At 43.3% G+C, this 21943-nt stretch carries 26 protein-coding genes; 3 read left to right on the top strand and 23 right to left on the bottom strand.

Annotation, left to right across the window (positions count from 1 at the left end):
• Positions 1–19: 19 nt before the first annotated feature.
• Positions 20–370 (bottom strand): helix-turn-helix transcriptional regulator, encoded by a 351-nt coding sequence (locus tag GPK60_RS13900; RefSeq protein WP_215660777.1) that lies wholly within the window; start codon positions 368–370, stop codon positions 20–22.
• Between the two features lie 318 nt (positions 371–688).
• Here GPK60_RS13900 and GPK60_RS13895 point away from each other — a divergent pair, with 318 nt between their 5' ends.
• A complete protein-coding gene (locus GPK60_RS13895) occupies positions 689–1561 on the top strand; it encodes a phosphoribosylaminoimidazolesuccinocarboxamide synthase (RefSeq protein ID WP_022119760.1) in 873 nt (290 codons plus the stop codon).
• 168 nt (positions 1562–1729) lie between these two features.
• Here GPK60_RS13895 and GPK60_RS13890 read toward each other — a convergent pair whose 3' ends face one another.
• From GPK60_RS13890 to GPK60_RS13880, 3 genes are all read right to left on the bottom strand, one after another.
• A complete protein-coding gene (locus GPK60_RS13890) occupies positions 1730–2755 on the bottom strand; it encodes a tyrosine-type recombinase/integrase (RefSeq protein ID WP_179963775.1) in 1026 nt (341 codons plus the stop codon).
• Between the two features lie 407 nt (positions 2756–3162).
• A complete protein-coding gene (locus tag GPK60_RS13885) occupies positions 3163–3393 on the bottom strand; it encodes a hypothetical protein (RefSeq protein WP_022119758.1) in 231 nt (76 codons plus the stop codon).
• Positions 3394–3495: 102 nt separating this feature from the next.
• Positions 3496–3813, bottom strand: a complete 318-nt coding sequence (locus tag GPK60_RS13880; RefSeq protein ID WP_147631664.1) for a LysM peptidoglycan-binding domain-containing protein — start codon at positions 3811–3813, stop codon at positions 3496–3498.
• A 340-nt stretch (positions 3814–4153) separates the two neighbouring features.
• On the opposite strand from GPK60_RS13880, the gene lexA reads away from it, so the two are divergent.
• Positions 4154–4777 (top strand): transcriptional repressor LexA, encoded by a 624-nt coding sequence (gene lexA / locus GPK60_RS13875; protein WP_022119756.1) that lies wholly within the window; start codon positions 4154–4156, stop codon positions 4775–4777.
• Between the two features lie 204 nt (positions 4778–4981).
• Here lexA and rsfS read toward each other — a convergent pair whose 3' ends face one another.
• The 11 genes from rsfS to GPK60_RS13820 all read right to left on the bottom strand — a co-directional run bounded on the left by rsfS (position 4982) and on the right by GPK60_RS13820 (position 13103).
• On the bottom strand, positions 4982–5329 hold the full coding sequence (gene rsfS, locus GPK60_RS13870; RefSeq protein ID WP_022119755.1) for a ribosome silencing factor: 348 nt from the start codon (positions 5327–5329) through the stop codon (positions 4982–4984).
• Between the two features lie 32 nt (positions 5330–5361).
• Positions 5362–5955, bottom strand: a complete 594-nt coding sequence (gene yqeK / locus GPK60_RS13865; protein WP_022119754.1) for a bis(5'-nucleosyl)-tetraphosphatase (symmetrical) YqeK — start codon at positions 5953–5955, stop codon at positions 5362–5364.
• Positions 5952–6587: a nicotinate-nucleotide adenylyltransferase gene (nadD, locus tag GPK60_RS13860; protein WP_022119753.1), complete on the bottom strand. Its 636-nt coding sequence runs from the start codon at positions 6585–6587 to the stop codon at positions 5952–5954. Before nadD ends, yqeK begins: the two co-directional genes overlap by 4 nt.
• 14 nt (positions 6588–6601) lie before the next feature.
• Entirely contained in the window at positions 6602–6895 is a 294-nt protein-coding gene (yhbY, locus tag GPK60_RS13855; protein WP_022119752.1) for a ribosome assembly RNA-binding protein YhbY, read from the bottom strand.
• A 31-nt stretch (positions 6896–6926) separates the two neighbouring features.
• The gene (gene obgE, locus GPK60_RS13850; RefSeq protein ID WP_022119751.1) at positions 6927–8219 is read right to left on the bottom strand and encodes a GTPase ObgE; all 1293 of its coding nucleotides are present in this window, start codon (positions 8217–8219) and stop codon (positions 6927–6929) included.
• A gap of 65 nt (positions 8220–8284) precedes the next feature.
• A complete protein-coding gene (rpmA, locus tag GPK60_RS13845) occupies positions 8285–8572 on the bottom strand; it encodes a 50S ribosomal protein L27 (RefSeq protein WP_022119750.1) in 288 nt (95 codons plus the stop codon).
• A 3-nt stretch (positions 8573–8575) separates the two neighbouring features.
• Positions 8576–8896, bottom strand: coding sequence for a ribosomal-processing cysteine protease Prp (locus GPK60_RS13840; protein WP_022119749.1), 321 nt, complete (start codon positions 8894–8896; stop codon positions 8576–8578).
• Between the two features lie 5 nt (positions 8897–8901).
• Positions 8902–9207, bottom strand: a complete 306-nt coding sequence (rplU, locus tag GPK60_RS13835; RefSeq protein WP_022119748.1) for a 50S ribosomal protein L21 — start codon at positions 9205–9207, stop codon at positions 8902–8904.
• A 144-nt stretch (positions 9208–9351) separates the two neighbouring features.
• A complete protein-coding gene (locus GPK60_RS13830) occupies positions 9352–10578 on the bottom strand; it encodes a ribonuclease E/G (RefSeq protein WP_252191415.1) in 1227 nt (408 codons plus the stop codon).
• Positions 10571–11257: a TIGR03936 family radical SAM-associated protein gene (locus GPK60_RS13825; protein ID WP_147631491.1), complete on the bottom strand. Its 687-nt coding sequence runs from the start codon at positions 11255–11257 to the stop codon at positions 10571–10573. Before GPK60_RS13825 ends, GPK60_RS13830 begins: the two co-directional genes overlap by 8 nt.
• Positions 11241–13103 carry a TIGR03960 family B12-binding radical SAM protein gene (locus GPK60_RS13820; RefSeq protein ID WP_215660774.1) on the bottom strand — a complete coding sequence of 621 codons (1863 nt, stop codon included), beginning with the start codon at positions 13101–13103 and terminating at the stop codon, positions 11241–11243. The genes GPK60_RS13825 and GPK60_RS13820 overlap by 17 nt, the downstream gene beginning before the upstream one ends.
• A 197-nt stretch (positions 13104–13300) precedes the next feature.
• On the opposite strand from GPK60_RS13820, the gene GPK60_RS13815 reads away from it, so the two are divergent.
• Positions 13301–14035, top strand: coding sequence for a PIN domain-containing protein (locus tag GPK60_RS13815; RefSeq protein ID WP_147631493.1), 735 nt, complete (start codon positions 13301–13303; stop codon positions 14033–14035).
• A 50-nt stretch (positions 14036–14085) separates the two neighbouring features.
• Here the strand turns inward: GPK60_RS13815 and GPK60_RS13810 are convergent, their stop codons facing one another.
• The 8 genes from GPK60_RS13810 to GPK60_RS13775 all read right to left on the bottom strand — a co-directional run bounded on the left by GPK60_RS13810 (position 14086) and on the right by GPK60_RS13775 (position 21931).
• On the bottom strand, positions 14086–14775 hold the full coding sequence (locus GPK60_RS13810; protein WP_173866502.1) for an ATP-dependent Clp protease proteolytic subunit: 690 nt from the start codon (positions 14773–14775) through the stop codon (positions 14086–14088).
• A 220-nt stretch (positions 14776–14995) separates the two neighbouring features.
• Positions 14996–15925, bottom strand: coding sequence for a cysteine synthase A (gene cysK, locus GPK60_RS13805; RefSeq protein ID WP_173866501.1), 930 nt, complete (start codon positions 15923–15925; stop codon positions 14996–14998).
• 53 nt (positions 15926–15978) lie between these two features.
• Positions 15979–17016 carry a helix-turn-helix domain-containing protein gene (locus GPK60_RS13800; protein WP_022119740.1) on the bottom strand — a complete coding sequence of 346 codons (1038 nt, stop codon included), beginning with the start codon at positions 17014–17016 and terminating at the stop codon, positions 15979–15981.
• A 76-nt stretch (positions 17017–17092) separates the two neighbouring features.
• On the bottom strand, positions 17093–17869 hold the full coding sequence (locus GPK60_RS13795; RefSeq protein WP_215660771.1) for a CFI-box-CTERM domain-containing protein: 777 nt from the start codon (positions 17867–17869) through the stop codon (positions 17093–17095).
• 45 nt (positions 17870–17914) lie between these two features.
• Positions 17915–18643 carry a YebC/PmpR family DNA-binding transcriptional regulator gene (locus tag GPK60_RS13790; RefSeq protein ID WP_215660768.1) on the bottom strand — a complete coding sequence of 243 codons (729 nt, stop codon included), beginning with the start codon at positions 18641–18643 and terminating at the stop codon, positions 17915–17917.
• 135 nt (positions 18644–18778) lie between these two features.
• Entirely contained in the window at positions 18779–19126 is a 348-nt protein-coding gene (locus tag GPK60_RS13785) for a type II toxin-antitoxin system PemK/MazF family toxin (protein WP_022119737.1), read from the bottom strand.
• 79 nt (positions 19127–19205) lie between these two features.
• Positions 19206–20384: an alanine racemase gene (gene alr / locus GPK60_RS13780; RefSeq protein WP_022119736.1), complete on the bottom strand. Its 1179-nt coding sequence runs from the start codon at positions 20382–20384 to the stop codon at positions 19206–19208.
• Between the two features lie 44 nt (positions 20385–20428).
• Positions 20429–21931: an NAD(P)H-hydrate dehydratase gene (locus GPK60_RS13775; protein ID WP_215660766.1), complete on the bottom strand. Its 1503-nt coding sequence runs from the start codon at positions 21929–21931 to the stop codon at positions 20429–20431.
• Between the last annotated feature and the right edge of the window lie 12 nt (positions 21932–21943).

Here is a 21943-nt window from a genome sequence, read left to right as displayed (position 1 = left end):
TGATACGAAGAAAAACGTATCAGGAACCTTCTTTTTTCAATGCTTCTGAAACAGACTGGACATATGCGGACATAACCCGGTAAAGACCATCGCGATAAGAATTCGGACACTGCTCCATCAAAACGTGAAAAATCGTATAATCATAAGCATCTGTATCCAGTGGCTTCAGGTCAAGCAAATGATCAGCAGAAAGATTCAGTGCCTCACAGATGTTTTTCAGAGTATCAATGGATACGCCCTTCTTTCCGGATTCAATATCATAACAGAAACGAGGTGTTATATTCGCCATTTCAGAAAAAGTTTCTCTTGTATAGCCCATATCCTCACGTGCTTGACGGATACGTTCGCTCATAGTATACAAATCTAACATACCTCTAATCCCCTTTGTAAAAAATAGCAGATAACCTGCGATTGTTTTCTGCTGTATTGTCCATTATTGTGATCAGCAGGATAATTACATTATCTTTTCTATTTTAACGATAAAAAGAATATCTATACATGAACTAAAAGTGTAAATAAAAAGAACTAAAGGTTCAAATACGAAGGTAAAAAAGAAGGAAAATACTATGATTAAGAGCGAAAAGAATGGAAAAGAAGAAATTTGACTCTTGACAATCAGGGGTAAAAGGTGGTACGTTTGTACCGGAATTATTTGTAAATACAATAAGAATATGGCGAGGTATGGATTATGCAGGAAATGAAACCGATAAAAGAAGGTAAAGTACGCGAGATTTATGACAATGGTGACAGTCTGATCATGGTAGCTACAGATCGTATCAGTTGTTTTGATGTAATCTTGAACAACGTAGTTACAAAAAAAGGAACGGTTCTTACACAGATGTCTAAATTCTGGTTTGAAATGACAGAAGATATTTTGCCAAATCATATGATATCTACAGACGTAAAAGATATGCCGGAATATTTTCAGCAGGATCAGTTTGATGGAAACAGCATGATGTGCCGTAAACTTGATATGCTTCCACTGGAATGTATTGTACGTGGTTATATTACAGGAAGCGGCTGGGAAAGCTACAAAAAAACAGGAAAAGTATGTGGCATTGAGCTTCCGGAAGGTCTGAAAGAGTCTGATAAACTGCCTGAACCAATCTATACACCGTCCACAAAGGCTGAGATTGGAGATCACGATGAAAACATCTCTTTTGAACAGAGTGTAGAGCACCTGGAGAAATATTATCCTGGAAAAGGAAAAGAATATGCAGAGAAACTTCGTGATTATACGATCACATTGTATAAGAAATGTGCAGCTTATGCTCTGGAAAAAGGAATTATCATCGCAGATACGAAATTTGAATTTGGACTGGATGAGAACGGAAATATTACAATTGGTGATGAAATGCTGACACCGGACAGCTCACGTTTCTGGCCTGCCGAAGGATATGAACCAGGACATGGACAGCCGTCTTTTGATAAACAGTTTGCACGTGACTGGTTAAAAGAAAATCCAGACAATGACTGGACACTTCCGCAGGAGATCGTAGACAAAACAATTGAAAAATATCTGCAGGGATATGAAATGCTGACCGGAAAGAAACTGGACTGATAGAATTACAGTAACCGGTTAAAAAAACAGTAACTATTCAGCAATTTGCTAAACTTTGATTATCCATGGATACCTCCGTTGTCTTTTATGTGGTTTGCTAGACCCACATAAAAGACAACGGAGATTTTTAATTTGATACTACATTATCGTCTCTTGCGTCCACAAGTATTAGTCTTCACGAAGGCGGATTGCAGTGGCAGCTTTTCTTCTTCTGGCATCATCCATGGCAGCATAATGCTTTTTGGTGGTGTTCACATCTTTGTGCCCGAGCACATCGGCAACCAGATAAATGTCTCCTGTTTCCTGATATAAAGTGGTACCATAAGTACTTCTCAGTTTGTGTGGTGTGATTTTTTTTGTAGTTGTGATGGCACGGGCATATTTTTTGACCAGATTTTCCACCGCCTGAACGCCGATACGTTTTCGCTGGGTAGAGTAGAAGAGAGCGTGCTCGTGTCCTTCCAGTGGGGAAATCGCTTTACGTGCCTCTAAATAGTCTTTTAAAGCTTTTTCCACTTCAGGGCCAAAATAGACTACCATCTCAGAACCGCCTTTGCGTATGAGGCGAATACCGTTGTTACGGAAGTCAATGTCTTCCACATCCAGTCCGACACATTCAGATACACGGATACCGGTACCAAGCAGGAGAGTGACAATGGCAAGATCACGCAGTTTTGTTTTTTCGTAATAAGCTTTTCGCTGACCGGTGAGCTGATCACCGCAGTGTTCAATATAATCCAACAGTGCAGCCGTTTCACCGGCGTCGAGGCGGATAATGGCTTTGTCATGGATCTTTGGCATATCGACCAGCTGGACCGGATTGGTCTCGATTGCCTGTCTTTTATAATAGTAAGTATAAAAGCTTCGAAGAGAAGAAATTTTTCGCTTTAATCCACGTTCCCCGTTTGTGATTGTCATCTGGTCATTCGGACTGTCATAGAGCTTCAGATATTCCATATATTCTTCAATATCGATCGGTTTTAACTGATCCAGTACGGAAACGTTTAAGTTCGGAATCCCGATTTTTGCAAGAGACGGATTCTGAGATATCAGAAACTGGAAAAAAATCCGGATATCATAGGCATAAGAAATGCGGGTTTTTGTGGAAGTTGTAGGTTCAATGGCACGAAAATAATCCTTTGCAAAAGCAGGTAAAGTTTTCAAAACTTCACGAAGTTTGCGGATATTGTCCATGTCGGTTTGTTCGTGATAAGTTATGTTAGCAGCCACAGGGAATCCTTCTTTCTGTAAAAATTATATGCTTCGAGATAACAGCAGTGTGCAGAGTGGTTAGCATTAAAAAATAAATGAATACATAAAAATAAATAATAATGATAAAAATATTTTGAAGCAAAAACACAGATAAATCGAATGAAATGTGCTAAAAGAAGCGGCTTTAATCTATACGACAAACACAAGTTTTTCAAATAGATTGACCAAATTTTATAGAAAAGCACCGCAATCGTCCTTTTATATTGATTTACGCTGTTTTCTATAATAAAATGTATTTCTTCGGTTATTTATTTTCTATTATTTATTATTTATTCCATTTCTTCTTGTATTACTATTTATACTGTTCAGGAATTGCCTTCCACTTTTATTTATTCTTCAAATTCTGCGGTTACCATAAATCCTCTTGGTGTATGCTCAATGTTGACGATCACACCTTCACGTGCTTTGATGCGGTTTGCATTTTTAAAACATCCAGACATCGCTACAGCCGGTTCTATAATGTAACTAAAATTCATATTCGTCTGAATTTCAGTTATTTCAACATGATCTCCAATCTGTACCAGATTTGGACGTTCCATCTTGAATTTTTCCTGTCTCATAGTTAAATTTTCCTTTCATCTTATTTTGTTCATATTATTAAGATCAAAAATTCTCGTTACAGTATAACACAAAAAATATGGTTTTGCATGAGTAAAAAGCTGCTATTTTAATTCAGTAGAATAATATGGAATGACAATACGCTGCCCGGCATAGATCTTATCGACATCGGTAAGGGAATTGATGCTTTTTACTTCTTTGATATAGGTTTTCGGAGAATCATATTCCTCTGTCATATGCTCATTGGCGATATCCCACAGGCTTTCCCCCTTCTGGATCACGATGTCTGTGTAATACTTGTAAGCATGTCTTTTAGGCTTTTCCTGATCTGCATTTACCGTAAAACAGATACTTAAAGATACAGCAAGGATCAGAAAGGTTATTAAGATTGCTGTAAACAGGCAGGAATATCTTTTTACCATACACTGTTTCCGGTTCCTTTTTCGATTCATAATCATACTTTTTTCTGTCATAGTCTCTCTCCTTTTCGTGGTTTGTCTGTCGTGTGATCTTCTGTCTGAATATAGAGCAATCGTTTTTGAAAACAAGGAACGTTTGTTCTTGATTAACATCATTATATTACGGGAACGTACGTTTGTCAATATAAAAACGAACATATTTTCGAGAATATTTGTTTGCTTTTTTTAAAGTCCTGTGTTATGATAAAAGAAAACAGTGATGATTTGGCGAAGGTACTTAACCGTTTACAAAAACAGTGGAATTGAAGTCCTGTCGCATATTCAGACAGATTGGAGGATAGATATGGCAGATGGTACTATTACTGCAAAACAGAAAGAAATATTAGAATACATAAAATCAGAAATTTTAAAGCGAGGATTTCCGCCTGCAGTGCGTGAGATCTGCGAGGCAGTTCATTTAAAATCTACTTCGTCTGTACATTCCCACCTGGAGTCTCTGGAAAGAAAGGGATATATCAGACGTGATCCGACCAAGCCGAGAGCGATTGAGATTCTGGATGACAGTTTCCAGCTATTAAGAAAAGAAATGGTGAATGTCCCGATTGTCGGTAAGATCGCAGCCGGTTCTCCGCTTCTGGCAGTGGAGAATATTGAATCTTATTTCCCGATCCCTTCCGAATACCTCCCGAATGCACAGACATTTTTACTGGAGGTAAAAGGAGAAAGTATGATCAATGCCGGTGTGCTCTCAGGGGATCATATTCTTGTCAAACAGCAGGATACCGCAGAAAACGGCGAGATGGTTGCAGCTTTGATTGATGATTCTGCGACGGTAAAAACATTTTATCACGAGAATGGTCATATTCGTCTTCAGCCGGAAAACGATACCATGGATCCGATTGTTGTCGAGGAGAAAGACGTTCATATTCTTGGAAAAGTAATTGGAGTATTTCGTTTCTTTTCTTAAACGTAATCTTAGATTAATATAAATGCTCTGAGAGAATCGCATGCGAGGCTTTACGTGCATTCGACTCGAAATAAATAACTGTAAACAAAACAGGGCGAAAATACTTTCTTTGGTATTCTCGCCCTGAGCATGATTATTCTTTATAATATTGAGAATAAAAAGCATATTGTTTTAATCTCTTACTACTCTATACCTTTATAATTTTTACAGTTCTTCCACCGTCAGGCTTTTGCCGTCACGCCAGATACGTTCCAAATCGTAGAACAGACGGTTTTCATTATCAAAGATATGGACAATGACATCCTGATAATCCATCAGGATCCAGTTGCCGCTCTGATAGCCCTCGATCTGTTTTGGCTCATGACCAAGCTTTCCAAGTGTTTCTTCTACATTATCTGCCATAGCCTGGACCTGATTTCTGTTTGAGCCGCTTGCGATGATGAAGTAATCAGCAAGTACAGTAACTTCTGAGATATTAAGGATCTTAATATCTTCTCCTTTTTTATCAGCCAGAGCTTCACAAATCTGTTTTGCAAGTTCTCTTGATTCCATATGTGGGTACTCCTTTCTGAGCTTTAACTCACTCAATCCTGTTTTTCTTCCTGCAGTTGTCTGTAAAATTCATATGCCTGCTGTGTTGTCGAATCGACTTCGGCATGGATTGTTTCAAGATACTGAAGTGTATCATGAAGTACCATATACAATGCCTTGTCAAGATCCTGAAATGCAGCTTCACGTATCGCAGGCAGATTGGTTGCCTTGTTTCGCCATGGTTCTATATAATCGGCAAGATAAGTAATTTTCTGGAGAAGTGTCATATCGACATTTCCGGTTGTATGATATCTAATCGCATCCAGAATATCCTCATCTTCAATGTCATATTTGGATTTTGCAAGAAATACACCGGCTTTTGCATGAAGCAGCGAAGGATTTTTCCGTTCTGCTTCTGTGATAGCAATGTTATTTTTTTCGCAGATGCTTATCTTTTTATCGTTTGGTATACATTTTGCACAGTCGTGCAAAAGTCCGGCAACCATCGCACGCTCCAGATTACAGCCGTGGCACATAGCCAGGGCTGCACAGGTATACATGACTCCAAGCGTATGCTGATAGCGATCCGGTGTTAATTTCTTCTGCAGTTTTTCCTGTATTTTTATCAGATCATATCTATTTGTCATTCTTTACACTCACTATACAGATTTTTTTCTTTAATATACGAAATGACTTTATCCGGTACATAATATTTCAGGGAAGTATTCGCTTTTCGGATCCATTCCCGGATCTCGTGCGAAGAAACGTCGATATTTGGTGTGGAAAGGATCCGGATATCCACCTGATATTTTTGAGTGAGATATTCTATCTGTTCTTTAAAATGTTCTGCCGATACATGATCTCGTACCGCCGCAACGATCACACAGTTCTGACAGATTTTCTGCGGCTCATGCCAGGTTTCAAATGCAAACAGAGAATCGGCTCCCATAATAAAATAGTATTCCGTATCCGGATGCTTTACAGTCATTTCCTGCAAAGTTTCGCTTGTATAACAGTAATCTTCCCGAAAGGCTTCTTCCAGAGAAAGTTCAAAATGCGGATTGTCTGCAATGGCACCGCGAACCATATCAACACGTTCCTGAATATCCGCACGGCCGATACGGTTTGGCTTGTGAGGCGGATTGGCAGAAGGCATAAAAAGTACTTTCTCCAGCCCAAACTGATGCCAGGCATTTTCGCCGAGGATCAAATGCCCGATGTGGATGGGATCAAAGGTTCCTCCCATGATCCCAATTTTTCTTGCTTTTTCTTTCTTCAAGAAAATGCCTCCCCTCAACGTGGAAGTTCGATTTTTTTCTTGTCGTCTTTTCCTTCTTTATAAAGAACGATTTTTTTGCCGATAACCTGTACAACCTGTGAATGGGTGCGTTCTGCCAGGGTTCTAGCAAGTTCCTTCGGATCGTCCATGCAGTTTTGCAGTACATTGATCTTGATCAGTTCACGTACTGCCAGTGCTTCAGCAATCGCACTGGTGTTTTCTGGTGTCAGGCTTCCCTTGCCGATCTGGAAGATCGGATCCATGGTCATAGCCAGACTTTTTAAATAAGCACGCTGCTTACTTGTCATAATTATATTCCTCGCTTATCATATCAAATCTTTATTTATAGTAATCAAATTTCAGGCCGTACATACGGACGGTATCGCCCTCCTGAATTCCGGCAGCTTCCAGTTCGTCGAGAATGCCGGTTGTTTTGAGGAAGTTCTGGAAGAACTGGAAGCCTTTTTCGGAATCCAGATTCGTATAACCAAGCATACGTTCAATCTTTGGACCTTCTACCACGTAAGTGTTTTCCTCTTCTTCTGACTTCTCAACGGTATAAGGAAGGTTGTCATTTGGATTATACTCGTTCGGATCGTATTCCTGCTCAAATACGACCGCTTCTTTTGGCAGTGCATCCAGCAGTTCACGCACATAGTATAAAAGTTCCTTTAATCCTTTGCCGCTTACTGCGGAAATGGAAAATACTTTCATGCCCTGAGGCTCAAATTCTGCACGGATGCGTTCAACCGGATCCTCGTCCTCAGAATAGATTACATCGGTTTTATTGGCAGCGATCACCTGCGGCAGAGTTGCCATTCTCGGATTATAGGCTTTGAGTTCTTCATTGATCTTGTAAATATCATCCACCGGATCACGGCCTTCTGTAGAAGCTGCATCTACGACATGGATGATGACCTTTGTACGTTCGATGTGGCGTAAAAATTCATGTCCAAGTCCGACACCTTCCGAAGCTCCTTCAATCAATCCCGGGATATCCGCGATCACAAAGCCCTTTCCTCCATCCAGATCTACAACGCCAAGATTCGGATTCAAGGTTGTGAAATGGTAATTTGCGATCTTAGGTCTTGCATTTGTCACACGGGACAGGAAGGTTGATTTTCCGACATTCGGGAAACCGACCAGACCGACATCTGCGATCACTTTTAATTCGAGCTGTACCCAGAGTTCTTTGGCACTCTGTCCGGGCTGGGCATATTTCGGAACCTGCATGGTAGCCGTTGCATAGTTCATGTTTCCTTTGCCGCCACGTCCACCTTTTAATACAATTTGACGTTTGTTGTCACCGGACATGTCAGCGATCACTTTTCCGGATTCTGCATCTTTGATCAGGGTTCCTTCCGGAACTTTCAGAATGAGATCCGTACCATTTTTTCCGTGACAACGTTTTTTACCGCCTTCTTCTCCCGGCTGAGCACAGTATTTTGCCTTGTGCCGGTAGTCGTTCAGGGTATTAAGTCCTTCATCGACTTCGAAAATGATATCTCCGCCTTTGCCGCCGTCACCACCGTCCGGACCGCCGTTCGGCACGAAAAGTTCTCTTCGGAAACTTACGTGTCCGTCTCCGCCTTTACCGGAACGGATAAATATTTTTGCTCTGTCTGCAAACATATATACTCCTTTATATCAAAAATGGCTTCAAACCGTACACGATTTGAAGCCACATGTTCCACTTATTATTTTGCCTCTACAGGAACAATTGAAACCTGCTTTTTGTCACGGCCTTTTCTCTCAAAACGTACAACACCGTCTACTAAAGCAAACAGGGTATCGTCGCCGCCGCGTCCAACATTAACGCCCGGGTGAATCTTTGTTCCACGCTGTCTGTAAAGAATGTTACCAGCCTTTACAAACTGTCCGTCAGCTCTTTTTGCACCCAGTCTTTTAGACTCGGAGTCACGTCCGTTCTTTGTAGAACCAACACCTTTTTTATGAGCGAATACCTGAAGGTTCATCTTCAACATGGTCTACACCTCCTCGATTTTCAATCGTATAAATTCATTACCGTATTGTGTCTGAATATCTCTCAAACCAAGAATCATAGAATCAAGCAGAAGTGTGGTTTTATCGGATACACTGCCTTCCAAAATCAGTTCTACGATACCGTGATCTTCACGGGCAGCAAACTTATCGTCTGTAAAAGTCTCAATCGAATTTACAGCATTTACAACAAGTACGGATACCGCCGCACAGATAATATCATAACCTTCTTCAGCATAACCGGCATGTCCGACTACTTTAAAACCAGCATAACTGTCATTTGATCTATGGATTGTAACTGTAATCATATGGATTAACCGTTAATTTTTTCAATCTTAACCTGAGTGTACTGCTGTCTGTGACCGTTCTTTTTATGATATCCGGTCTTTCTCTTGTACTTGTAAACAATAACTTTTCTTGCTTTTGCATTCTTAACAACGCTAGCAGTTACTGTTGCACCAGCTACATCTGCACCAACTTTCAGTCCGTCATTGCTAACTGCAAGAACATTTTCGAAAGTTACTGTTTCACCAGCTTCTGCACCAAGCTTTTCTACGTTAATGATATCGCCCTCAGCTACTTTGTACTGTTTACCACCTGTTGCAATAATTGCGTACATATGGCACCTCCTATTATCATTACTCGCTAAATATGGTAGTCTGCCTTGCGGCATGACATTTAAACCTCTTTATGCGGCATCTGCTACATGATAGCATGTCTTAGAATTTACGTCAACTGTTTTTTGCAAAATATTTCATTATTTTTAATCTTTCTGTGAAAGAGACTCCTTTTCGCTTTCCAGTGCTGCAATCTGCTCTTTTAAAGTTTTATAGACTTTTTTCCGGGTGATCTCCACAAGCTCCAGCTTTGTCATATCGATCAGTCTTGTTTTGACAGGATCGGCAAACAGCCGGCTTTCCAGAAATGCAAGCAGTTCCTTCTGATCTTCTTTGTTTTCCATATTGATGAAATCGATCAGAATGATACCGGAAAGGTTCCGAAGGCGGATCTGTCTTGCTGCTTCTTTCGCCGCTTCCAGATTGATTGTTTTTAATGTTTCACGCCGCAGTTTTTTACCGGAATATTTACCGGTATTGACATCAATGACGGTCAGTGCTTCCGTCGGATCGATCACCAGATAACCACCGCTTTTCAGCCAGACCTGTCTGGAGGTCGCCAGATCGATCTCTCGTTCCAGGCGGCAGAGCTTGTAGAGCGGAAGCAGATCATCCTGATACAGACGGAGTTTGGAAAGATTCTGCAGATCGTTTTCTTTCAGATAATGTTCCAGAGAGTTATAAATCTGAGGATCGTCTGTGATGATTGAGGTCAGATCTGCAGTGTAAGTATTGCGGAGCATCTCGATCCAGACCGGTTCTGACGTTTTTAAAGCAGAAAAACAGGTCCGATAAGGTGCCGTTTTTAAAAGATGCAGATACTGTTCTTCCAGTTTTTTCGCTTCCGCTTCAATCTCTTCTCTGGAAGCTTCGCCGGCGTTTGTACGCACGATAAAGCCATATTTTTCGCGTGCAAATGGTTTCATCCATTCTTTCAGGCGTTCTTTTGTGCTCTGTGAAAGTTTGCCGGAGATACCGATGCGACTGTCATTACCGGTCAGCACAAGATACTGTCCCGGAAGTTCGAGGTTTCCGGAGAGGGCGGGAAGTTTCGTCTTTAAGCCATCACGGATCACTTGAACGAGCAGTTCATCTCCTTCTGCGATTTTTTTTGAATTGCCTTTTTTTGTATAGATGGCATTCGGGTTTGCGGCAATATTAAAATAGCACTGCTGTCGGTCTGCAATTTCAATAAATGCTGCATCAATGTTTTTCTGGACTTTGCGTACTTTTCCGATATAAATGTTTCCGACAAGCGATGTGCTTTCATCGGATGCAGAAGCAATACGCAGATCTGTGGCATGCGTGCCGGATAACGCCGCCATCCAAATGGTCTGCTCATCTCTCTTTGTGATGATCAGTGTATTAGCCAATGTCTTTTCCCAGATCTTCCAGTGAAATATGCCCTTCTGCGTAGACCTCTTCCCGGTTGATAAGAAGTGCAAAAGCAGGCAGATCATAACCGATTTCCCGGCAGAATGCTTCCATGACAAGCTCCGGTTTGATGTTGTCGGTACTTCCGGTGGAGAGTGTCATGAAAATTTTTCCGTCAGAGACAGAAAGTTCATAAATCAGCGGCTTCAGATCCATTTCACGTTCGCTTTTCTTTGTTTTTTTTGTCACAAGAATGGAAGGTTTTTCATAAAATGCCAGAAGCTTTTCTTCCCATCCGGCAGGCGGCTCCATCCCTTCACGAAATATTACAGTATAGTCCGCCTCTGCAACTAAAGACATGGCATTGCTTGCCTTTTCATCCGGAATTTCACGGAAACTTACGATCTCCATGCCTTCGACCATCACATCGTTCAGGCGTCTGACTGCCTCGGCAGATGAAATCGGTGTCTTCAGCATGATGTCGGCATACTCGCCGTTGCTGGTCAGTCCGACACCGAGCGGTGCTGCAAAGGATAAGATCATATGCGGGCTGAATCCTTCTGTGTAGGCGATGTCAATGTCTGCCCTGCGGATTGCTTTCTGAAAATAACGCATCACATCCAGATGACCGATGAATTTCATGACACCCTGTTTGCGGAATTTAATTCTTACCTTCATAACATACACCTCCTCCAAATACACTTGCTCCGCATCCGGAACAGCCGGCACGACAGTTTTTCGTTACTTCTTCTTTCTGGGCACGTTCCCATTCTTTCCATAAAAATTTCTTGGTAACGCCGATCCTGATGAAATCCCATGGAAGGATTTCTTCGTAGGAACGCTCACGCTCGGTATAAAAAGCCGGATCAAGATGAAATTCATCAAATGCTTCACTCCAGCGGCTGTATTTGAAATTTTCACCCCAGGCATCGTAGAGTGCTCCCTTTTCGTATGCTCGCAGGATGGCAGGAGCCAGGCGGCGGTCACCTCTTGCCAGAATACCTTCGAGTACGGTGACATCTGCTTCATGCCAGTTGTACTTGATGCTCTTGCGATTCAGCTGGTCTTTGACTTCCTGATTTACAATCTTGGCTTTTCCGAGAAATTCGTCCCGGTTGTTCATCGGAACCCACTGGAACGGGGTAAATGGTTTTGGAACAAAGAAAGAAGTGCTGACCGTGATCTGGCACTTGCCGTTTCTCTGGTCTTTCGGGATTTCGTAATAGCGTCTTGCAATCTTATCTGCCAGATGTGCGATATCTTTCATATCGTCCTCGGTTTCCGTTGGCAGTCCAAGCATAAAATAAAGTTTTACTTTATTCCAGCCGCCGTCAAATGCCTTTCCGGCACCATCCAGAATCACTTCTTCTGTCAGTCCTTTGTTGATGACGTTACGCAGTCTCTGAGAACCGGCTTCCGGTGCAAACGTCAGGCTGCTTTTTTTGATGTCCTGAACTTTGCTCATAACGTCCAGTGAGAACGCATCGATTCGCAAGGACGGAAGGGAAATGTTTACACCTGTTTTCTCGAACTCATCGATCAGGAAATTTACAATCCCGACAAGATCTGAGTAGTCACTGGAACTCAAAGAGCTTAAGGAAATTTCTTCGTGTCCGGTACTCTTTAACATGGCATAGGCATATTCTTTGAGCATTTCAAGGTCACGCTCTCTGGTCGGACGGTAGATCATACCTGCCTGGCAGAAACGGCAGCCGCGGATGCAGCCACGCTGAATCTCCAGTACGACACGGTCCTGTGTACATTTGATAAACGGAACAACCGGTGTTTTCGGATAAGAAGCATTTGTCACATCCATAACGATCTGTTTTTCGACGGTTTTCGGTACATCATCATAAACCGGTTCAAAGGCTGCAATGGTACCGTCCTCGTGATAAGATACTTTATAAAGAGACGGAACATAAATACCGGCAATATGTGATGCCTGATGGAGAAACTCTTCACGGCTCCAGCCTTCCTTTTTTGCTTTTTTGAAAAGTTCCAGCAGTTCATCGTAAACGACTTCGCCTTCTCCGATATAGAAAATATCAAAGAAATCTGCCAGAGGCTCTGGATTGTAAGCACATGGACCTCCGCCGATCACGATCGGATCGTCCCAGGTACGGTCAACTGCCATCATCGGGATACCGGAAAGATCCAAAATCTGTAAAATGTTGGTATAACACATCTCATACTGGATCGTGATTCCAAGAAAGTCAAAATCCTTGATCGGATCCTGGGACTCCAGGGCAAACAGCGGAATGTGTTCCTTGCGCATCACGGCATCCAGATCGGTCCATGGGGAATAGACACGCTCACACCAGGTATCCTCCCGTTTGTTGAACATATCATACAGAATCTGAATACCGAGATGTGACATACCGATCTCATAGACATCCGGGAAGCACATGGCAAAGCGGATGTCCACGTCCCTGCTCTTCATAACGGCATTTACTTCATTTCCAATATAACGGGCAGGTTTTTCTATACTTAATAAAATTTCATCTCTTAAAGCTAATTTTCTCATTGAATCATTTATCCTTATTTCTGTGCATAGTCTGTATATTTGGTTGACGGTTACTTGCAGAAATTATTTTTTCGCATTTTTTTATCATATAACACAATCGGATATTCGTCAACAGCCACACCCTGTCACTTGACAGTTTCTGCATTCTTTTTTACAATAAAGATAACGAAATTTTTGTTTGGAAAGGCAGCGATAATATGAATTTATATCTGATTGATTATGAAAATGTTACAGACACCGGTTTTATGGGTGTAAAAGAACTGACCGCCGAGGACACGGTGATTGTCTTCTACAGTCAGCATACGAAGAATATTTCTTTTGAGCGTCACATTGAGCTTTCTCAGTCTCCTGCTCATTTTGAATACATTAAGATTTTAAAGACCGGAAAAAATTATCTGGATTTCCAGCTCTCGACTTATCTTGGTTTCCTGATCGGAAAGGACAAACCGGAACATGTTTATATTATCACGAACGATACCGGATATGACAGCGTGATCGACTTCTGGAGTGATAAAAATATCGATATCATCCGCCAGAAATCCATTGTGCCTCCGGCTCCACTCTCGCTTCCGGCAAATATTCCACCGCAGATGGTCGTCCGGAAGCAAAAGCCAGATGCCGCTTCAGCACAGACCTCATCGGTCGCATCGACATCCGCAGCACCGACCAGACCGGCCACATCCGGAAGGAAAACAAAGGCTTCCGCATCTCCGGATCTTCCGGAAGCATGGCGGAAAAAGGTGCGGATGGCAGTTAAATCGGATAAACTTGCACCGAGCAGCTATTCGGTAGTCTACCGTGCAATCTCCGGAAGCCAGAATAAAACAGAGCTGAACAATCAGCTGGTTAAGGCATTTCAGAGTTCAAAAGGCGGACGCGTTTATGGTCACGTCCGCGAGATCTTTGAACAGTACAGCAAAGAGAGCAATTAAAGTGCATCTACTTTGACCTGAATTTCAGCAACTGCTCTTTTGGAAACTTCTTATGCTTCCTGGTGGCTCTGCTGGATCATCTCATGCAGTTTTGTGATCGCTTCATGGATTCCGCCGATCTGATTGATGATTCCTTCTTTTACAGCCTGTTCTCCGACCAGAATGGTTCCGAGATCTTTTGTTAGCATGCCGGTATCGAGCATCAGTTCTTCGAGACGTTCTCTCTTTGCCTCGCAGTGACCGGAAATAAAGCCTAAAATGCGATTCTGCATCTGTTTGAAATAATCATAGGTCTGTGGGGCTCCAATGATTGTTCCATTCATACGGACCGGATGGATGACCATCGTTCCGGTCGGGACAATAAAGGAATAATCGGTAGAGACAGCGATCGGCACACCGATCGAATGGCTGCCGCCAAGTACCAGAGAAACAGTCGGCTTGTTGATTGATGCGATCATTTCTGCGATGGCAAGACCGGCTTCCACATCGCCGCCTACAGTATTCAAAAGAACGAGCAGTCCCTGGATATCACTGCTGTCCTCAATGGCAGCAAGCTGAGGAAGGACGTGCTCGTACTTTGTAGTTTTTGTATTGGAGGAAAGGCATTCGTGTCCTTCGATCTCTCCGATCACAGAAAGCAGGTGAATGTTGTGTTCCAGTTTGGTCTGACCGTATTCTCTGATCTGCTCATTTTTTTTAGTTTCTGTGTTTTCGCTTTTGCTGTTTTCTTTTTCCGCCATAGTGTATCCCCTTTCTGATCCAGGTCTGTCATTTTGTATAATGCAGAACCTGATATGCAAGCTTTGGCATTCTGCTGACAGCATAACCGGAAAAGAGAAAATTTATACGGATTTTTAAGAACAGACCTGTTTCAGTTCTTCGAAACGTTCCGCGGAAAGTTCCACTTCTTCCATTGGATAAGAACGTCATGGCCAAAAGCACTTTTATCTTATCCATATTTTATTCATCAAAAACGCCGCTGGAAAGATAGCGTTCACCTCCGTCCGGAAACAGGGCAACGATTGTTTTCCCCTGATACGCAGGCTTTACTGCCAGCTCTTTTGCAGCAGATAATGCAGCACCGGAAGAGATACCGCAAAGTACGCCTTCTCTTCTTGCGAGTTCCCGGCATGCCTGGTAGGCATCGTCATCGGTTACCGTCAGGATCTCATCATAGATTTCCATATCCAGTGTTTCTGGGATGAACCCGGCACCGATGCCCTGGATCTTGTGCCGTCCCGGGATGCCGTCAGAGAGTACCGGGGAACCGGCAGGCTCAACAGCCACGATCTGGATGTTTGGATTTTTTTCTTTCAGATACCTGCCGGTTCCGCTGATCGTACCGCCGGTTCCGACGCCAGCTACAAAAACATCAATCTTTCCGTCCGTATCTGCCCAGATTTCCGGGCCGGTTGTCTCGTAGTGAGATTTTGGGTTATAGGGATTGCTGAACTGGCTCGGAACAAAAGCGTGCAGCTGTTCTGCCAGTTCATTTGCCTTGCGGATCGAACCTTTCACACCTTTGGATGCCGGTGTCAGGACAAGCTCTGCCCCATATGCAGATAACAGTCTTCTTCGTTCCACGCTCATGGTTTCCGGCATCGTGATGATCAGATGATAGCCTCTGGCGGCTGCCACGCATGCCAGTCCGATTCCGGTGTTTCCGGAAGTCGGTTCGATGATCACATCGCCTTTGTGCAGGATACCGGCTTTTTCCGCTTCATCGATCATGCGGATCGCAACGCGGTCTTTAACGGAACCGCCTGGATTCTGATATTCAAGTTTTGCAAGAATATCTGCCTTACAGGCATTTGCGTCCATATATCTCTGAAGTTTTAGAAGTGGTGTTTTTCCGACGATATCGGTAATTTCCTGATAGATATTTGCCATAGTTTCGACCGCCTTTCTCTGCTTTTTGTAAGAAAAATAACAGAAACTGAATGTTATATTTGAAATTCATACGTCTCCGGGATTCGATACTGGGATGGTGTCACCCCATATTTTGCCTTGAATTTTTTCAGAAAATACCCCATATCCTTGTAATCCAGTGCTCCGGCGATGTCAATGACTTTCCGCTTTGTGTGTTTTAAAAGGTATGCGGCACGTTTCATTTTCACAATATTGACGTAATCAACAAAATTAATCTGCATCTGAGCCGTAAACATCGTACTGAAATAGGAACGGTTTATGTAAAGTTCTTCTGATATTGTTTTCTGCTTCAGGTCTTCTTCCGGGCGGTTCAGGATATACAACAAAATCTTGTCCATTCCCTCACTGTGTGCAGGATACAGTTCCGCAAACTCTGTAAAAAGGGAATAAAAATCATCGACGCTTTTCTGGATCTGTTCTTCACAGTCCGGAAAATCTGTTTCTGGAAGAATAAAATCATCCGCCTGAAAATAAAGCTCCAGCCACGGATGTCGCCTGAAAAGTTCCAAAGTGACGTCATCCAAAATCCGTTTCAGGTAAGAAAAAGATTCTAAGGGATCTGAATATTCGGAAAGAGCATGGTACAAAAGATTGTCGAGTTCTTTTTTTATGGAAAAATCAATCGTCCGGAAGCAGTCAAGCAGGGATTCTTTCTGGCTGTTTTCTGCCTCAATCTTTCCATGCTCCGCATGTTCGATCTTGCCAAACAGCGAGATAAACTGACTGATCTCAAACGGCGTGATCAGATAGTCATCGACACCGAGCAGAAAACTTTTTCGCACGATCTTAAATTCCGCCGTCTGCCCGACCATCGCGATTGCCTGACAGAGCTTTTCCTGCCGGATGGTCTGCAGAAGGTTTAAAACCGGGTAATCCGGTGTTGCTTCCAGCAAAACCAGTTGATACCTGTTTTTACGCAGGTGCTCTGTCAGTGTCGCAAAATCAGAAGTGACCTCACAGATCTCAAAACCGGTAGACGCACCCCAGATGTGAAGCCTTTTCAGTTCCTGCAGAAGCATATTGTTTTTTATGGCTGTTAATACGTTGTACATAGGTCACCTCCTTTTCTTTTGAATCAGCAAAAGCGGAACTCTTAAAAAAGTTCCGCCTGTTTTTTAGGATGTAGAATTACTGTTCTTCAAAGAAATATTTTTTCTGCATATCACGGACCATGGAAATATAAAGATCTTTGCACGCCTCATTTTCTCCGCGTTCGATCATACCAAGGCAAGGGGAAAGATAAGTATCCCATATGTTCCGGTAAATTTCTTTTGCATCTTTTCTCTGATCAATATGTTTTACAATGGTAGGAGCCAGATCATAATATTCATAAACGATCGCTTCTCCGTTTTCCTGCTCCATCAAATAATGGTCGCGGTAATTTCGGAAAAGGTTCAGCTCATAACAATCATCCGGTTTGCCAAATGTTCTGCACACTGCTGTAGTGATGTAACAGAATTTCCGTTTAAATCCAGAATTGATCTGCTTAAAAGTAGAAGCTTTGAGATTGGTTTTCGGAAAATGTGCTTTCCAGGCTTCCAGAATCTTTTCGGAAAAAAGATTCGCAGGTGCTTTGTTCATCTCAAGAACAGCCGGAAGCGTATAGATTACCAGGCACATATTCAGGTTTGCAGCCAGTTTCTCTTTTGCATTTTTCTTTTCCTCTTCGGCAATTCGCTTTTCAGCAGAATTTGCAAGCTCTTCTGCCATATTGGTCAGAAACTGTTCTTTATCAATAACCTGAAGATAGCCATCCTCGACTGCTTTTAATGTCGCTTTGTGTTTGTTGCAGTAGCGTTTAAATGAATCCGGATAGCGTTCGAACGTGAAATTTTCCATGACATGTTCTTGTTCATCCAGCAATGCCGGCATCCCCGCAAAAGCTATGGTATAATTACTGCTCATATATCACAATCCTCATCAAACGGACTTTTTATCCGCCTTGTCGTTTTATTCGTCCAGATTGGTATATACCGCCTGAACATCATCGTCTTCTTCGAGCAGATCCAGGGTACGCTGAAGGTTCTTCAGAGCAGTCTCATCATCAAGAGCAACATAATTCTGAGGGATCATGGTCTCTTCTGCCTGAGCCATCGGGATCTTTTGGGCTTCGAGAGTTTCTCTTACGGCCTCCAGATCATCTGGTGATGTCAGGATCTCAAAGCTGTCTTCTTCTTCGGAAAAATCCTCTGCACCTGCATCCAGAGCCAGCATCATCAGGTCGTCTGCATCCATATCACATTCTTCTTTATCGATCACGATCTGACCTTTGCGGTCGAACATGTAAGAAACACAGCCCTGTGTTCCGATGCTTCCGTTTCCTTTTGTAAATGCACTTCTTACATTGGCTGCAGTACGGTTTTTGTTGTCTGTCAATGCGTCCACGATAATCGCGATTCCGCAAGGACCATATCCTTCATAGGAAACATACTCGTAATTGACAGAGTTTGCATCTCCGGCTGCTTTTTTGATACCACGGTCGATCGTATCGTTCGGCATGTTGTTTGCTTTTGCTTTTGCGACAACAGCGGCAAGTTTGCTGTTGTTTGCCGGATCTGGTCCGCCTTCTTTTACGGCAACTGCGATCTCACGGCCGATAATGGTAAAGATCTTTCCCTTCGCAGCATCGTTTTTCTCTTTTTTGTGCTTTATGTTTGCAAATTTTGAATGTCCTGACATTTCGAAATCTTCCTTTCTCTTCCAAGTATCTGTTTCTTCATTCTGCCGCTTAACGGCCTGATTTCCCTGCACAGGAGGCAGGCATATCCATTATGATAACACCACACTGAAAAATAGTCAAGTTCCCAGGATCAATCAGCTATGTAGATCCAGACTGACTGCGAGAGCCTGATTTACGCGGTCCAGGATTTCCGTATCCAGATGGCATACTTTATCTTTCAGTCGTTTTTTGTCGATGGTACGCAGCTGTTCCAGAAGGATTACAGAATCACGTACCATGTTATATCTTGAAGATTCAATCTCCACATGTGTCGGCAGCTTTGCTTTGTTCATTTTGGAGGTGATCGCTGCACAGATCACCGTTGGACTGTGCCGGTTTCCCGTATCATTCTGAATGATCAGAACCGGACGTACACCGCCCTGTTCCGAGCCGATGACCGGTCTTAAGTCCGCATAAAAAATATCCCCTCGTCGAATCAACACACACTTCACACTCCGCTTCTGGTTTTAAGCTTAGTATTTCCACATTTTTCTGGTGTATGCAGTTCGCCTTAAGGCAGGATCAGTTGGTACCGGAACAGTCACGTACCAGATAGACTTCGTGATTTCTGGTGTAGATACGCGGTACACGTTTGCCGATATCACAGATAAATTCATAAGAAAAGCGACCGCAAAGATCACCAAGTTCATCTACGGTGATCTCTTCGTCTCCCTGTCTGCCGACTAAAATTACTTCATCCAGTTCTTTTGCCTGCGGAATGTCCGTCACATCGACCATAAACTGATCCATGCAGATCCTTCCGAGGATTTTTGCACGTTTCCCGTGTATCAGAACATATCCCTTATTGGAAAGCATCCGCGGATAACCATCCCCATAGCCGACCGGGATCGTAGCGATCCGCATCGGATGCGGAGCGGTAAAGGTTCCGCCGTAACTGATCTCGGTGCCCGTTTCAATCTCTTTGATATACACGATGCGGCTGTGAATGGACATTGCAGGCGTCAGTTTCATAGAATCTCTGGAAACTTCAGCGGATGGATAGATGCCGTAAATGCTGATGCCGGCACGCACCAGATTTAAGTTCATATCTGCAAGCTCCATCAGAGCGGCACTGTTTGATACGTGTTTTAATGGAATCGTAATGCCTGCCTCTTCCAGTCTGTGTGCAAAATGCATATAACGTTCAAATTGTCTGTTTGTAGCCGTTTTATCCAGTTCATCTGCTTTCGCAAAGTGCGTAAACATGCCTTCTATTTCAATTCCCGGTAAGGATGCGATTTTACGGATTGTTTCTATGCTCTCTTCGGTATCAGAAAAACCGATGCGGCTCATTCCCGTATCCAGTCCAATATGTATAGAAAGTGTTTTCTTTAAATGAACGGCTGCTTCAGACAGTTCCTTTGCCATATCCAGTTTGAACACAATCGGTCGGATCTCGTAACGGATCAGATCTTCGTAGTCTTCTTCGAATGTATAGCCCAGAATCAACACCGGTTTTGTGATCTGGTTTTTCCGCAGGATCATCGCTTCTGTCATCGTTGCGACGGCAAATCCCCAGATATAATCTTCCGGCTGTATCATCTGTGCGATCGGCACTGCACCGTGACCGTAACCATCTGTTTTTATTACAGCAACCATTTTGGTTTCCGGGTGGATCGCTTCGTGCATGATCCGAAAATTTTCTGCAATGGCATCCATGTCGATCTCGGCACAGACACGGCTGTATTTACTGCTCATCATGTTTCAAGTCCTTCCTGTATTGTTTTTTGTAACCGTTGCTTTCGTTACTTACATTTATTTTTATCGTCTGCATCTGCCAGAACCCGGATCAGTCCCTCCACCAGATCATTTGCTGTCATACTTCGCTTTCCGTATTTTTGTGCGGCCGCATCGCCGGCACATCCATGCAGAAAAACAGCAAGTTTTGCAGCTTCAAATAACGTCATACCCTGTGCGGTAAGTCCGGCAAATACGCCGGTCAGCACATCGCCGGAACCGGCAGTTGCCATGCCGCTGTTCCCGGAAGTGTTGATGTAGGATTCACTGCCGTTGCTGACAACGGTTCCGGCATCCTTTAAGACACAGATCACATGTTGTTCTTTCGCAAAGATTTCGGCACTTGCGATCAGATCCTCTGAAATATCGGAAATGGTTGATCTGCACAGTCTTGCCATCTCCCCAAGATGTGGTGTCACAGCTACCGGCATGGAATATCCATCCAGGGAAAGGTTATGGCGTGCCACAAGATTCAAAGCATCGGCATCAAGAATGACCGGAATATCCGCATGTTCCAGTACATAATTCAGGATGTCAAGCTTTTGTGCTTCCATGCCGATGCCGGGACCTACTGCAACCACATCAGCCCACGCAAGCAGGTTTTCAAGTTCTCTCTTCCAGTTGGAATGGATGCAGCTTACCACTGCTTCCGGGATAGACTGAAAAAGGGCGGACTGATTGTGTTCGTCTGTGTAGATGCGAACATAACCGGCTCCGCTTCGATACGCTGCACGTGCACTTAAGATTGCAGCACCGCACATGTCCCGGCTCCCGGCGATCAGAAGAACTTTGCCGCAGGAACCTTTGTTTTCTGTGGCAAGTCGCTCTGGCAGCCGCTTTAAATCCATACTGTCATAGCAGACGTAAGATTTCCGGCATTTCGGAAGGCTTTCTTTTGTAATACCGATCTGACGTACACGTACCTCTTTGGTACAGGCACGCCCTTTTCCGATATAATGCCCCGGTTGCTCAAAAGCAAATGTCACTGTCAGGTCAGCCTTTACGGCAATCCCCCGTATCACACCCGTGTTTCCGTCAATGCCGGAAGGAATATCGACAGACAGTACAAAAGCAGGACTTTTATTGATCCGCCCGATTGCGTCCCGGTAGCTGCCTTCGATGTCACGCGAAAGACCGATTCCAAACAGTGCATCTACTATAACAGTATATTCATTTATTTCCGGGTTACTACAAAAAGTTATCCCATATTTCTCACAGATTTCTTTCTGATGGCGTGTCTGATCCGTGCAGGACTGCTCTTTTCCGACAAACCAGATGGAAACCGGTACCTGATCCAGAAACAAAAGTCTGGCGATGGCAAATCCGTCTCCGCCGTTATTGCCCGAACCACAGATGACCAGAACGCGGTCAAGTGCAGCACCGCTTCGGTACAGTTCATCGACACACGCAAGTGCCGCACGCTCCATCAGTACACAGGATGGAACGCCGAACCCTTCTATGGTATTCTGGTCACATGTTTTCATGTCTTCTTTTGATAACAAGATCCTCATATGCGATATACC

Source organism: Ruminococcus sp. MCC718 (assembly GCF_018783905.1).
Lineage (GTDB): Bacteria > Bacillota > Clostridia > Lachnospirales > Lachnospiraceae > Hominisplanchenecus > Hominisplanchenecus faecis.
This window is presented reverse-complemented; position numbering and strand designations above follow the sequence as displayed.